Source organism: Sphaerotilus sp., from assembly GCF_013299175.1.
Taxonomy (GTDB): Bacteria; Pseudomonadota; Gammaproteobacteria; order Burkholderiales; family Burkholderiaceae_C; genus Sphaerotilus.
In genome coordinates, this window is the sequence record NZ_JAAFKF010000108.1 from 1 (window position 1) to 12,291 (window position 12,291).

At 68.1% G+C, this 12,291-nt stretch carries 13 protein-coding genes, 2 tRNA genes and 1 pseudogene; 4 read left to right on the top strand and 12 right to left on the bottom strand.

Translation table 11 applies throughout. The features are described 5' to 3' along the window. Positions 1 to 98: 98 nt before the first annotated feature. Genes QZW52_RS15925 through QZW52_RS15935 form a run of 3 tightly spaced genes read right to left on the bottom strand, consistent with a single transcriptional unit; the run spans position 99 to position 1,886 of the window. Positions 99 to 449: a hypothetical protein gene (locus QZW52_RS15925; protein WP_294000602.1), complete on the bottom strand. Its 351-nt coding sequence runs from the start codon at positions 447 to 449 to the stop codon at positions 99 to 101. Between the two features lie 8 nt (positions 450 to 457). Then, entirely contained in the window at positions 458 to 1,207 is a 750-nt protein-coding gene (gene rlmB / locus QZW52_RS15930; protein WP_294000581.1) for a 23S rRNA (guanosine(2251)-2'-O)-methyltransferase RlmB, read from the bottom strand. A gap of 16 nt (positions 1,208 to 1,223) precedes the next feature. Next, positions 1,224 to 1,886 carry an ABC transporter ATP-binding protein gene (locus tag QZW52_RS15935; RefSeq protein ID WP_294000583.1) on the bottom strand — a complete coding sequence of 221 codons (663 nt, stop codon included), beginning with the start codon at positions 1,884 to 1,886 and terminating at the stop codon, positions 1,224 to 1,226. Positions 1,887 to 1,896: 10 nt separating this feature from the next. On the opposite strand from QZW52_RS15935, the gene QZW52_RS15940 reads away from it, so the two are divergent. Further along, positions 1,897 to 2,580 (top strand): arylesterase, encoded by a 684-nt coding sequence (locus tag QZW52_RS15940; protein WP_434738348.1) that lies wholly within the window; start codon positions 1,897 to 1,899, stop codon positions 2,578 to 2,580. Here QZW52_RS15940 and phaR read toward each other — a convergent pair. From phaR to QZW52_RS15965, 5 genes are all read right to left on the bottom strand, one after another. Further along, on the bottom strand, positions 2,555 to 3,136 hold the full coding sequence (gene phaR, locus QZW52_RS15945) for a polyhydroxyalkanoate synthesis repressor PhaR (RefSeq protein ID WP_294000585.1): 582 nt from the start codon (positions 3,134 to 3,136) through the stop codon (positions 2,555 to 2,557). The two genes, QZW52_RS15940 and phaR, sit on opposite strands and share 26 nt — an antisense overlap. Before the next feature lie 151 nt (positions 3,137 to 3,287). After that, positions 3,288 to 3,364: transfer RNA gene (locus QZW52_RS15950), tRNA-Val, on the bottom strand. 19 nt (positions 3,365 to 3,383) lie between these two features. After that, a tRNA-Val gene (locus QZW52_RS15955) sits at positions 3,384 to 3,460 on the bottom strand. Positions 3,461 to 3,526: 66 nt separating this feature from the next. Next, on the bottom strand, positions 3,527 to 5,815 hold the full coding sequence (locus QZW52_RS15960) for a RelA/SpoT family protein (protein ID WP_294000587.1): 2,289 nt from the start codon (positions 5,813 to 5,815) through the stop codon (positions 3,527 to 3,529). 14 nt (positions 5,816 to 5,829) lie between these two features. Further along, on the bottom strand, positions 5,830 to 6,708 hold the full coding sequence (locus QZW52_RS15965; protein WP_294000589.1) for an alpha/beta fold hydrolase: 879 nt from the start codon (positions 6,706 to 6,708) through the stop codon (positions 5,830 to 5,832). 84 nt (positions 6,709 to 6,792) lie between these two features. On the opposite strand from QZW52_RS15965, the gene QZW52_RS15970 reads away from it, so the two are divergent. Next, a complete protein-coding gene (locus tag QZW52_RS15970) occupies positions 6,793 to 7,563 on the top strand; it encodes a 3-hydroxybutyrate dehydrogenase (protein WP_294000590.1) in 771 nt (256 codons plus the stop codon). Positions 7,564 to 7,592: 29 nt separating this feature from the next. On the opposite strand, the gene QZW52_RS15975 is transcribed toward QZW52_RS15970, so the two are convergent. Then, complete coding sequence (locus tag QZW52_RS15975) at positions 7,593 to 8,330, bottom strand: SIMPL domain-containing protein (protein WP_294000592.1); 738 nt, start codon at positions 8,328 to 8,330, stop codon at positions 7,593 to 7,595. A 194-nt stretch (positions 8,331 to 8,524) separates the two neighbouring features. On the opposite strand from QZW52_RS15975, the gene ompR reads away from it, so the two are divergent. Further along, positions 8,525 to 9,259, top strand: coding sequence for an osmolarity response regulator transcription factor OmpR (gene ompR, locus QZW52_RS15980; RefSeq protein ID WP_294000594.1), 735 nt, complete (start codon positions 8,525 to 8,527; stop codon positions 9,257 to 9,259). A 130-nt stretch (positions 9,260 to 9,389) separates the two neighbouring features. Next, entirely contained in the window at positions 9,390 to 10,799 is a 1,410-nt protein-coding gene (locus tag QZW52_RS15985) for a sensor histidine kinase (RefSeq protein WP_294000596.1), read from the top strand. 45 nt (positions 10,800 to 10,844) lie between these two features. Here the strand turns inward: QZW52_RS15985 and QZW52_RS15990 are convergent, their stop codons facing one another. The 3 genes and pseudogenes from QZW52_RS15990 to QZW52_RS16000 all read right to left on the bottom strand — a co-directional run. Then, positions 10,845 to 11,126 (bottom strand): hypothetical protein, encoded by a 282-nt coding sequence (locus tag QZW52_RS15990; protein WP_294000598.1) that lies wholly within the window; start codon positions 11,124 to 11,126, stop codon positions 10,845 to 10,847. Between the two features lie 44 nt (positions 11,127 to 11,170). After that, positions 11,171 to 11,812 carry an SCO family protein gene (locus QZW52_RS15995; protein ID WP_294000600.1) on the bottom strand — a complete coding sequence of 214 codons (642 nt, stop codon included), beginning with the start codon at positions 11,810 to 11,812 and terminating at the stop codon, positions 11,171 to 11,173. Next, positions 11,812 to 12,291, bottom strand: a pseudogene (locus QZW52_RS16000) (hypothetical protein); the annotation flags it as partial. The pseudogene QZW52_RS16000 and the gene QZW52_RS15995, both read right to left, overlap by 1 nt.

Consider the following 12,291-nt stretch of genomic DNA (forward strand, 5'->3'; position numbering starts at 1 on the left):
GGGGCTTGTCGCTTCGTCCGGTCAGTCCGATGTGGCTGATCGGGCTGGGGGCGGTCGCGGGCATGCTGGGCTGGGTCTGAGTCGCCCAGCCCGTCCGCTCAGCGCGGACTCTCGTAGAACACGTAGGCCGTCGAGTAGTCGCTGATCTCGAAGTAGACGCGCTTCTCGCCCTCGTCCTGCGTGCCGTTGAGGTTCTCGTCGAGCACGCCGTAGCCGTAGCGGTAGGGCCGCGCCACCTTGTCGTCGGTGCCGTAGGCGGTGCTCATCTTGTCGATCTTGATGAAGCGCCGCACCAGCTTGTCACCTGCGTAGACCTCCAGCACGCCGTTCGTGCCGGTCCAGTTCTGGACGCTGCGGCGGATCTCGTTCTGCTTTTCCTGGGTGCAGCCGGCCAGCGCGGTGGCGGCCAGCAGCAGCACCAGGGCAGCGCCGGACAGGCGACGGGTCATCGGGTTCGTCATGCAGGGACTCCCTTGCGCGCACGCTGGCGCAGCACTTCGTACAGACACACCGCCGAGGCCACCGACACGTTCAGGCTCTCGACCGCGCCGTGCATCGGGATGTGGACCAGCACATCGCAGGTCTTGCGCGTCAGCGCCCGCATGCCGGCACCTTCCGCGCCCAACACGATCGCCACCGGCCCGGTGAGGTCCAGGTCATAGATCGACTGCTTGGCATCGTCGCTGGTGCCGACGACGAGGATGTCGCGCTCTTTCAGCTCGCCCATCGTGCGCGCCAGGTTCGTCACCATGAAGTACGGCACCGACTCGGCCGCACCGCTGGCCACCTTGGCGACCGTCGCGTTGACGCCGACCGCGTGGTCCTTCGGCGCGATGACCGCGTGCGCGCCAGAACCGTCCGCCACCCGCAGGCAGGCGCCCAGGTTGTGCGGATCGGTCACGCCGTCCAGCAGCAGCACCAGCGGCGGGCCTTCCACGCTGTCGAGCAGGTCGTCGAGCGAGTGGTTCACGGCGAGCACCGTGACCCGCGCGACCACGCCCTGGTGGCGTGTGGTGCCGGCGAGCTTGTCGAGCCGGGCGCCGTCGCTTTCGACGACGGTGCGGCCACTGGCCTGCACGCGCTCGATCAGTTGGCGCATCCGCGCATCGCGGCGCGCCGCGTCGATGTGGACTTCACGAACGGAGTCGGGCGCCATCTTCAGACGGACCTGCACCGCGTGGAAACCGAAAAGTAGTGTTCCTGACATAGCCGGGGATGGTAGCTCAGACCATGCGCCCTGCTTCCAGGCGGATCTGCCGGTCGCAGCGTTCGGCGATGCGTGGATCGTGCGTGACGAGAATCAGCGTGGTGCCGATTTCCCGGTTCAGCGCGAACATCAGCTGCATCACCGATTCACCGGTCGCGTGGTCGAGGCTGCCCGTCGGCTCATCCGCCAGCAGCAGCGCCGGCCGCACCACGAAGGCCCGCGCCAGCGCCACCCGCTGCTGCTCGCCGCCGGACAGCAGCTTCGGGTAGTGCCCGAGTCGCTGCCCCAATCCAACGCGACCGAGCATGTCGGTGGCCAGCGCCCGCGCATTGCGCTCGCCGCGCAGCTCCAGCGGCAGCATCACGTTTTCCAGCGCGCTCAGGTGGCCCATGAGCTGGAAACTCTGGAACACGAAGCCGATGCGCTCGCCCCGCACCGCCGCGCGCGCATCCTCGTCAAGCGCGAACAGATCAATGCCATCGAGCCGGACCGTGCCGCTGCTGGGCGTGTCCAGACCGGCCAGGATCGACAGCAGCGTGCTCTTGCCAGAACCCGAGGCCCCGACGATCGCCACCGATTCCTGGGCCGCGAGCTGGAAACTGATCTCATGCAGAATCGTCAGCTCCCCGGCGGAATCCCGCACCCGCTTGCTGACGCCATCGACTTCCATGATTGCCATCGCTACACCCATGCTGAACCCTGTGAAAACCTCTGGTTGGAACCGCCGCGACTGTATCGCGGGGCTGGTGTCCTGCGTGGCCACAGGTGTTGGGCTTGGGCTTGGGGCGGCGGAGGTGCGGGCGGCGACGCCGCGCAAGCTCCTGGTGCTCGGCGACAGCCTGTCGGCGGAGTATGGTCTGGCCCGTGGCACGGGTTGGGTCGCGCTCCTGGAGGCGCGGCTGGTCAGCGAGAAGATCGCGGCCACCGTCGTCAACGCCAGCATCAGCGGCGACACCACCTCGGGCGGGCGTTCGCGCCTCGGTGCCCTGCTCGCGCAGCACCAGCCGACGCATGTGGTGGTCGAACTGGGCGGCAACGATGCGCTGCGGGGTCTGCCACTCAAGAGCAGCCAGGACAACCTCGTCGCCATCGCGCGCGTCGCCAAGGCCGCTGGCGCCAAGGTGATGGTGGTCGGCATGCAGGTGCCGCCGAACTACGGGACCGCCTACACGCGCGACTTCGCGGCGATGTTCCCACAGGTGGCCAAGGCGGAAGGTACGGCGCTGGTGCCCTTCCTGCTGGCGGGCATTGCCGATGCAGCGGACCCCGAGCGCTGGTTCCAGGCCGACCGCATCCACCCGGTCGCCGCGGCCCATCCGCGCATCCTCGCCACGGTCTGGCCGGTGCTCAGGGCTTGGCTGGCGGCGGGGTGAAGCCGGCCATGCCGGGGAAGAAGCTCTCGGCCTGCTTCTGCATCAACTGCATCTGGGTGAAGAGCGTCTTCGATTGGTCGAAGACGCTGCTCATCATGTTCTGCATCGCGGGCGGCTGCACGGCCATGAACTGCGCCCAGGCCTCCGGGTTGAACGCCTTGCCTTCGTAGAGTCCGCCGGTCTGGTCGGCGAAACGGCTTTGCAGATCGACGAAGCCCTGCAGGTTGCGTTCCATGTACTCGCCCATCATCCCTTGCATGGTGTGTCCGTAGAACCGGATGAGCTGCGCCAGCATCTGGGTCGAGAACATCGGCATGCCGGCGCTTTCTTCCTCCAGGATGATCTGCAGGAGGATGCTGCGGGTCAGCTCTTCGCCGGACTTGGCATCCCGCACCTCGAAGACTTCCGCATCCAGCACCATCTGCTTGACATCGGTGAGCGTGATGTAGCTGCTCGTCTGGGTGTCGTAGAGGCGGCGGTTGGGATATTTCTTGAGCACGCGCGGCCCGTCGGTCTGACCTGGGGCCGTTTCCGCGGCGCGGCGATTCGATGGCATGCAACTCTCTCCTGTGTGCGTCTGCACAAAGATTCTAGGCAGCCCCCGGCAGGATCACTCGCTAGGGTTTGCCCCGGATTTCACCCGTGATCAGCCGGACAACGAAAAAGGCGCTGACAGTACCTGCCAGCGCCTTTTCAATTTTCTAATCTGGTAGGCGCAATTGGATTCGAACCAACGACCCCCACCATGTCAAGGTGGTGCTCTAACCAACTGAGCTATGCGCCTGGGGTCTTTCAAAGTCTTCTGGTAGGCGCAATTGGATTCGAACCAACGACCCCCACCATGTCAAGGTGGTGCTCTAACCAACTGAGCTATGCGCCTGAAGAGCCTCGAACTATAGCGTGTCTTGGGATTACGTCAATCGCTTTTGCCCAGTTATTTTTTGAATCAGGTTCTGCGGGCGCTCTGAACCCCGTTCACATCCCCCACCTGGCGCAGCACATGGCCCAACGCAGCCGAGTCCCGGACCTCGATGGTGAAGGTCATGCGGGCCGTGTCGCGGACCGTCTGGGTGTTCACGCCGATGACGTTGGATTTTTCCCGTGCGAAGACTTCCGAGATGTCCCGCAGCAGCCCCTGCCGGTCCTGCGCGATCACCGACAGGTTGACCGGGTACACCGCCGGCCGGCCTTGCACGGACGCCGCTTCGCCCCACTGGACATCGATCAGCCGCTCGGGATGCCGGCACGCCAGTTGGCGCAGGTTGGCGCAGTCGGCCCGGTGGACCGCCACGCCCTTGCCGCGCGTGACGAAGCCGCCGATGGCGTCCGGCGGCGCGGGCCGGCAGCAGTGCGCCAGTTGCGTGAGCAGCGACTCGACCCCGACGACCAGCACCGCGCTGCGTCCACCCGGTCCGGCCGCCGCTGGCTTGAACAGCGGCATTTCGGATTCGGGCGTTGGCGGCACCACCGGCGCCGGTGGCCGCAGCACGCTCTCGATGTTGCGCAACGAGAACTCGTCCTTGCCGACCACCTCGAACAGCGCCTCGGCGTTGCGGAAACCGAGCTGCCCGGCCAGATCGTCGAGCTTGACCGCCGTCTTGCCCTCGCGCTGCAAGAGCTTGTCCACCGCTTCGCGGCCACGGGCGATCGTTTCCTGCAAGGCGAGCGCGTTGAACCACGCCCGTGCCTTGGCCCGCGACCGCTGGCTCTTGAGGTACCCGAGCTGCGGGTTGAGCCAATCCAGCGACGGCCCGCCCTCCTTCGCGGACACCACCTCGACCGTCTGCCCGCTCACCAGCGGCGTGTTCAGCGGCACCATCTGTCCATCCACGCGCGCGCCGCGGCAGCGGTGGCCGAGATCGGTGTGCAGGTGGTAGGCCAGATCGACCGCCGTGGCGCCCGCCGGCAGCTCGATCAGCCGGGTCTGCGGCGTGAACACGTAGATGCGGTCTTCGAAGATGCCCTGGGCCGGCGTGTGGTGGCCAATGAAATCGCGCTCCCACGCCAGCAACTGCTGCAGCACGGCACGCCGCGCCTGCGCCACCCGTCCCTCGAAATCGCCCGCGGCACTCACGCCGGCATAGCCCTTGGTCCCTGCCTCCTTGTAGGCCCAGTGCGCGGCGACACCGCTCTCGGCGTGGTCGTGCATCTCGCGGGTGCGGATCTGGATCTCGATCGGCCGGCCAGCCGGCGCCGGCTGATCGAGCACCACGGTGTGCAGCGACTGGTAGCCGTTCGGCTTGGGGCGCGCGATGTAGTCGTCGAATTCCTCCGGCAGCGGCGGCCAGATCTCGTGGACCCGGCTGAGCGCCGCGTAGCAGTCCGGCACCGACGCCACGATCACCCGCAGCGCGCGCAGGTCGAACACCCCGGACAGCGCCAACTGCTTGCCCTGCATCTTTTTCCAGATGGAATACAGGTGCTTGGGCCGGCCATGGACCTCGGCCACCACCCCCGCTCGGGCGAGTTCGCGGGCCAGGTGCTCGCGGGCCGTCTGGACACCTTGTTCGCGCTCGGTGCGCTTTTCGGCGAGATCTCGGGCGATGCGCTTGTAGTCGTCGGGCCGCAGGAAGCGGAACGCCAGATCCTCCAGCTCCCACTTGATCTGCCAGATGCCCAGCCGGCTGGCCAGCGGCGCGAACACCTGCTGCGCCTCGCGGGCCAGCGCGGTCGGGCACGGCAGCTTGGTCGCCGCGTAGAAGCGCAGCGTCTGCAGCCGCGACGCCAGCCGCAGCAGCACCACCCGCAGGTCGCGCGAAAACGCCAGCAGCATCTTGCGCACCCGCTCCAGTTGCTCGGCCAGCAGCGCCCGGTCGGTCTCGTCGGTCCAGGCGTTGCGGGCGTTGCGCTGGATGCGCACGAGCTGGCGGGTGTGCAGGACCAGGCTCGCGTAGGACGCGCCAAACGCCTGTTCGACCACGGTTTCCGGCTCGCTCAGGTAGTCGCCCGCATAGACCAGGTAGACCGCGGCCTGCATCGACGGCGCCGCACCGATGCTGCGCAGGATTTCGGCCACTCCATCGGCGTGGTCGAGCGCGTTTTCGCCGGTGTCGAAGCGGCTGTTGGTCAGCAGGGGCTGGGCGAAGCGGCGTGCGCGGTCGAGCCGGCCCAGCTCCTCCTCGACCGAGGCGGTGGTGCCGCGCTCGCCGCTGTCGCCCGTGGTGTCGGTGGCGAGCTGGACGATGGGGGCGGTAGATTCGATCCCCTCGACGCTGGCGAGGTGCGTGCTTTTCACGGGCAACTCCCCGCTCAGGCAAGCAAGAACTGGCGCACGCAGGCGATCTGGTCCTCGGCGATCAAGGTCGGTGCATGGCCAACCCCGGCGAACTCCACGCACGGCGCCTTCGGTCCCCGCAGGCCCATGGCACGCGCAGTCTCGGCCGACAGCAGATCCGAATGCTGGCCGCGCAGCAGCAGGGTGGGCGCCGTGATGCGGTCATACGCCTGCCAGAGCAGGGCTTCGCTGTGGGCGGCGATGTCGGGCGTGAAGGCCCGGAATGGCACGGCGATGGCCGGGTCGTAGTGGAAGATCCAGTCACCTTCAGGCGCTGGCCGGAGCTGCGGACGGGTCAGCTCCAGCCACTGGGCGCGGGTGTGCGGACCAAAGCTTTGCGAGATGCTCCAGAGGAATTCTGCACCGGCCTCCACGCTCGGGAACCGCATCGGCGCGCCGAGGTAAGTGCCGATGCGCTGCAGCGAGGCGAACTCGATCACCGGACCCACGTCGTTGATCACCAGCCGGCCGATGGGAGACGCACTCCCCTGCGTCCGCAGCGACGCCAGTGACATCCCGATCAGGCCACCCATCGAGGTGCCGACCCACGACACCTGCGCCACGTTCAGCCGCGCCAGCAGCGTGACCATGTCGGCCACGTAGTTGGGCACCGCGTATTGCATCGGGTCGGGCAGCCAGTCGGACTCGCCGCGCCCGGCGACATCCGGGCAGACCACCCGGAAATCGGCCGCCAGCACCCGCGCCAGCGTGTCGAAATCGCGGCCCTGGCGCGACAGGCCATGGGCGCAGACGACCACGCGGGGGTTGTCCTGCGCGCCCCACTCCCAGTAGGCCATGCGGTGCAGGCCCTTGGGGTTGGCGCAGGTGACGTGGTGCAGACGGGGTTCTTGCATGGGGAATGGCCGGGGCGCGGTGTCAGGGATGGCGGGGATTCGGCCCCGATAATGGATGTTAACCAACCACCAGAGGATGAATTCATGCTGAACGGTAAAACCGCCTTGGTCACGGGCTCCACGAGCGGCATCGGGCTGGGCGTCGCGCTGAGCCTGGCACGCCAGGGCGCCAACGTCATTCTGAACGGCTTCGGCGACGTGGATGGCCCGAAGGCGGCGGTGGCGGCGCTGGGCGTGCGGGTCGGCTACCACGGTGCGGACATGGGCAAACCCGCCGAGATCGAAGCCATGATGGGCTACGCCCAGGCCGAGTTCGGCGGCGTGGACATCCTGGTGAACAACGCTGGCATCCAGCATGTCGCGCCGGTCCAGGACTTCCCCGTCGAGCGGTGGGACGCCATCCTCGCCATCAACCTCAGCTCGGCCTTCCACACGACGCGGCTGGCGCTGCCGGCGATGCAGGCCAGGAACTGGGGCCGCATCGTCAACATCGCTTCGGTCCACGGGCTGGTGGCGTCGGCGCAGAAGTCGGCCTATGTGGCGGCCAAGCACGGCGTGATCGGCCTGACCAAGGTCACGGCACTGGAGAACGCCACCACCGGCGTGACCTGCAACGCGATCTGTCCGGGCTGGGTGCTCACGCCGCTGGTGCAGAAGCAGGTCGATGCCCGTGCCGCCAAGGAAGGGGTGGACAACGCCGAGGCCGTGCGCCGCCTGCTGGGAGAAAAGCAACCCTCGCTGCAGTTCACCACGCCCGAGGAGCTGGGCGAGCTGGCGGTTTTCCTGTGCTCGCCGGCGGCCAACAACGTGCGCGGCGTGGCGTGGAACGTGGACGGTGGCTGGACGGCCCAGTAAGCCGGCCGCCAACGTTCAGGTTGGTGGGTTCAGCGGGTCAGCGTCACCGTGCCCTGCACGGTGGCACTGAGCAGGCCCTTGCCGGCTTCGGTCGGCATCGGCGCCGCATCGGCCTGGGCGGCGCTGGCCCGCATCATGACCAGCGGCGGACGGCCTCCCCCGTCGGCGTCGCTGGCCTGCACGTTCACCTCGCGCAACTGGTAGCCGCTGTAGCCGAATTGCCGCGCCATCTCGTCGGCGCGGCTGCGGAATTTCTGGATCGCCTGGGCGGTCAGCTCGGCTTCGTGGCGTTCGCGCAACTCGCGCGAGAGGCTGTAGCCCGCGCCGACAATGGTCAGACCGGTCAACTTGCCGGCGGTCGCCGCGACACGGGCGATGTCCCGGCCTTCCAGCACCAGCCCTGCCGTCCCGGTCCACCCGCTGGGTTTGCCCTCGCGGCCGTAGCGCAAGGCCAGGTTGAAGCCCTCCGTGCGCACCGCCAAGGCGCCAGGCTCGGCCGCCTTGCGTGCTTCGTTCAGCGCCGTGTCGAGTACCTGCTTGAGTGCGGACTGCACCACGGCAGCGTCCGTGCCATCGCGCACCGCCTGCAGCGAGACGGTCAGCACGTCGCGCGTGACCTCCAGGCTGGCGCTGGCGCTGAACGAGAGCTGGTGGGCTGGCGGCACATCGGCGGCGACCGCGGTCATGGGACCGGCGCAGGCCAGTCCGAGCGCGACCATGGCGGTCGGCCAGCGCGGGCGGCGGTTCATGGGGTGGATGGCGTGCATGGCGTGCTCCTGCGAAGGTGGGCAAGGGTAGATACGGTAGTTTCAACGATTGGGCGCCGCCACAAGGTCGGGAATAATTCACGGTACTGCCGCGGTGGCTTCGAGCGCAATAGATGTAACAGGGGGTCAGACTGGATGAAAAATTTGGCGGACCTGCGCAGAATCGCCCCTGTTACAAATTCGGAGTACGCCCCATGACCACCGCCAACGCCCAGCGCACCGACCGAATCGTCGTTGTGGACGACGATGCCCGCATCCGCGATCTGCTGCGCCGCTACCTGACCCAGGAGGGCTTCGAGGTGCTGCTGGCCGAGGACGCCAAGGCACTCAACCGCATCCTGACCCGCGAGACCATCGATCTGATCGTGCTCGACCTGATGCTGCCCGGCGAGGACGGCCTGTCGATCTGCCGCCGTCTGCGCGCGGCCAACGACATCACGCCCATCATCATGCTCACCGCCAAGGTCGAGGACGTGGACCGCATCGTGGGTCTCGAAGTCGGCGCCGACGACTACCTGCCCAAGCCCTTCAATCCGCGCGAGCTGCTGGCCCGCATCCACGCCGTGCTGCGCCGCCGCCCGGTCATGGAAGCGCCCGGCGCCCCGTCGCGGGACGCGCAGACCGTGGTCTTCGGCCCCTTCGAGTTCGATCTGGCCCTGCGCCGCCTCACCCGCGAAGGCGAAGTCATCTCGCTGACCACGGGCGAGTTCTCGATGCTCAAGGCCCTGGTGCGCCACCCGCGCCAGCCGCTCAGCCGCGACAAGCTGGCGCAGCTGGCCCGCGGACGCGAGTTCGAGCCGTTCGACCGCAGCCTCGATGTCCAGGTTTCCCGCCTGCGCAAGATGATCGAGCCGGACCCGTCCCAGCCGCGCTACATCCAGACGGTGTGGGGTGTCGGGTACGTGTTCGTGCCGGATGGTGCTGCATGATGCACACACCCCTGATACATTTGGTTTCATTTGCATCTTCTCAGCTCTTCTCAGTCTCAGGGGACTCACGGCGAGCGGCTCGGCCGGCGCGTGTGACCGATCGACGCTGCTGACCCCCTTTCCCTTGCCCATGGCCTCCACGACCACTCCCTACCCCCAGCCTCCCCGCGAGTCGTTGTTCAGCCTGCTGGCGCGTGGCGTGGGCACGGTGGTGCGCCGCTACATGCCGATGAGCCTGTTCTGGCGGACTTTCCTGCTGCTGTCGCTGATGCTGGGGGTGGGCATTCTGGGATGGGTGTACACGCTGCGTTTCCTGGAGCTGGAGCCGCGGGGCGTGCAGGCCGCGCAGCAGATCGCCAGCCTCGTCAACCTCTCTCGCGCGGCGCTGCGCTACACGGACCAGGTGAACCGGGTGGCGCTGGTCAAGAACATCGCCGAGCAGGAAGCGGTGAAGCTCCAGCCCCGCGAGCCAAACGACCGCTGGGAGCCGTTCGAGATCGACCGTTTCACCCGCGCCATCGGCTCCGAGCTGCGCAGCCAGCTCGGGCCGCAGACCATCATCGCCAGCAGCGTGAATGGCAAGTCGGGGCTGTGGGTCGGCTTCCTGATCGAGACCGACAACTACTGGCTGCAGGCCGACCGCGGCCGTGTGCAGCCGGCGGTGACAGGCAAGACGACGTTCGCGGTGATGGGGCTGACCTTCCTGCTGACGCTGGGCGGGTCGGCCTTGATCGCCGGGCTGATCAACCGGCCGCTGCGCCAGTTGTCGATCGCCGCCAGCCGCATCCGCGACGGCGAATACACCCCCAGCCTTGACGAGCACACCACGACCCGCGAGATCCGCGAGGTCAACCGCGGCTTCAACCGCATGGCCCGTGAACTCGCCAAGATCGAGGACGACCGCGCCGTGATGCTGGCCGGCATCTCGCACGACCTGCGCACCCCGCTGGCCCGCATCCGGCTGGAAATCGAGATGAGCGTCTACGACGAGGACGCCAAGCGCAACATGGCCGCCGACATCGACCAGCTCGACGCCATCATCGACAAGTTCATGGACTACGCCCGGCCGACCGAGGTCAAGCTGGTGCCGATCGTGCTGGCGGTGTTGCTGGACACGGTGGTCCGGCGCGTCAATGGGGATCACCTGAAGGTGGTGGCGCGGGTGACGACGGATGTGCGCGTACTGGCCGACGAGACCGACCTCGACCGCGTGTTCGCCAACCTGTTCGAGAACGCCCGCCGCTATGCCCAGACCGAGGACGGCGTGGCGCGCGTGACCGTGACCTATGCGCGCTCCGGGGATTGGGTGCTGGTCAGCGTGCGCGACGAGGGGCCGGGCGTCAGTCCGGAGCAGCTCGTGCGCCTGACCACGCCGTTCTACCGCGGCGACAAGGCCCGCACGCACACCCACAGCACGGGCGCCGGACTCGGCCTGGCCATCGTGGACAAGACGGTCACGCGCATGGGCGGGCAACTGGAGCTGAGCAATGCGTCGGGTGGCGGCTTCGTGGCGTATGTGAAGCTGCGCAAGGCGCCCTGACCTGCTGCCCGACCGGCCACAGGGTCAGGCGGCCTGGGTCGTGGCTCAGTGCATGCAGTCGAGCAGCGACTGCCGCAGTTCCACCCCGCTCAACTGCTTCTCCGCCGCCGCGGCACGGCAACCGGCCATCTTGGCGCCGCGGTTCTGCATCCGGTGGGCGTTGTAGGCGTCGCTGGCACGGGCGTCGGCATGGGCGCCCGCACTGGGGCGGGGTTGCTGCAGCACGCCAGGCGTGGGTCGCGGCGGCTTGCTGGGGGCGGGCGCGTTTTGTGCCGTGGCCACGCCGGCACAGGCGATGGCCAGCAGGCTGATCAGGAGGATTTTCATGGGGGTTGGCCTTCTTCGGTCAGTGGTCGGGGCAGTGGTCAGGGTCAGTCTTTGGAGCGCGGCACGAGGCCCAGGTATTCGGCGACGAGCTGGTCCGGGCTGACAAAGCCTTCGAGCCGCACCCAGGGCTGCCCCGGCGCCGCGCGCAGGAACGTCAGCGGCACATGGTTCATCTTGTCGCCGCGCCAGGCGTCGAAGGCGCGCTGCACCGCCACGCTGTCCTCGGCCGTGCCGGTGTAGTGCGGCCAGACGCCGGCGCCGCCGAAACGGCGGGCGTAGGCGGCCAGCTTGCGCGGCGAATCCTGCTCGGGATCGATCGAGACGGACAGCATGTTCACCCGCTGGCGCTCCTCGGGCAGCCGCTCGCGGAACTGCATCAGCACCTGGCTGCCGACCGGGCAGATGGCGTTGCAGGTGGTGTAGATGAAGCTGAGCACGACCGGCCGGCCATCGTCCACCGCCCGCCGCAGACTCACCCGCCGCCCGTCGTGGCCCATGAGCGGCACATCGGGCAAGGCGTAGACGGCGGTGGTGCGCTGCACCGCGGACGGCGGAGCAGCGGCTGCGGTGGCGTGGCCACTGTGGGCGATGGCGCTGGTGCTGGTGACACAGCCCAGAGCCAGCACCAGCACCAGTGCCAGCGACAGTGCCGGCGCGGCCCGGGTGTTCCAAGGGTTCCACGGCATCAGGGTACCTGCGCAATCATCCAGGGGGTTTCGGGCACCAGCGTCTGCAGGTCGGCGCCGAAGCGCAGCAACTGGGCGCCCTTCGAAGCGATCCGCTGCCCCGGCCCGAGGCTCAGGCGGGGGTAGACGGTGGTGCTTTCCTTGCGGGTGGGCGCCAGCTCCGTGCGGCCCGGCAGAGGCCGAGGCAGGTAGTCGCGCTGCGCCATCGGACGCGGCCCCTGCACCCGGTCCACGGCGCCCGCCTGCGGACGCACCAGCACCAGCTCCCGCGCCTCGTCCTCCGCCCGCGACGCTTCGCGCAGGCTGAGCAGGCTCTCCGCCCGTTCGAGCAGGTAGTCCCGGTGCAGGTTGTCGAGCATCTCGACCAGCGTGTCGTTGAGGTAATCGATGGCGAAATACACCTCGGCCTGCAGCACCTCGTCGGTCAGCGGGAGCTGGCGCACCTGGAGCCATTGCCGGAAGTAGGTCATGCCGGCCTG

Coding starts and splice junctions, on each gene's coding strand:
- QZW52_RS15925 (WP_294000602.1), bottom strand. CDS start 449: ATGACCCGTCGCCTGTCCGGCGCTGCCCTGGTGCTGCTGCTGGCCGCC.
- rlmB (WP_294000581.1), bottom strand. CDS start 1,207: ATGTCAGGAACACTACTTTTCGGTTTCCACGCGGTGCAGGTCCGTCTG.
- QZW52_RS15935 (WP_294000583.1), bottom strand. CDS start 1,886: ATGGCAATCATGGAAGTCGATGGCGTCAGCAAGCGGGTGCGGGATTCC.
- QZW52_RS15940 (WP_434738348.1), top strand. CDS start 1,897: ATGCTGAACCCTGTGAAAACCTCTGGTTGGAACCGCCGCGACTGTATC.
- phaR (WP_294000585.1), bottom strand. CDS start 3,136: ATGCCATCGAATCGCCGCGCCGCGGAAACGGCCCCAGGTCAGACCGAC.
- QZW52_RS15965 (WP_294000589.1), bottom strand. CDS start 6,708: ATGCAAGAACCCCGTCTGCACCACGTCACCTGCGCCAACCCCAAGGGC.
- QZW52_RS15970 (WP_294000590.1), top strand. CDS start 6,793: ATGCTGAACGGTAAAACCGCCTTGGTCACGGGCTCCACGAGCGGCATC.
- QZW52_RS15975 (WP_294000592.1), bottom strand. CDS start 8,330: ATGCACGCCATCCACCCCATGAACCGCCGCCCGCGCTGGCCGACCGCC.
- ompR (WP_294000594.1), top strand. CDS start 8,525: ATGACCACCGCCAACGCCCAGCGCACCGACCGAATCGTCGTTGTGGAC.
- QZW52_RS15985 (WP_294000596.1), top strand. CDS start 9,390: ATGGCCTCCACGACCACTCCCTACCCCCAGCCTCCCCGCGAGTCGTTG.
- QZW52_RS15990 (WP_294000598.1), bottom strand. CDS start 11,126: ATGAAAATCCTCCTGATCAGCCTGCTGGCCATCGCCTGTGCCGGCGTG.
- QZW52_RS15995 (WP_294000600.1), bottom strand. CDS start 11,812: ATGCCGTGGAACCCTTGGAACACCCGGGCCGCGCCGGCACTGTCGCTG.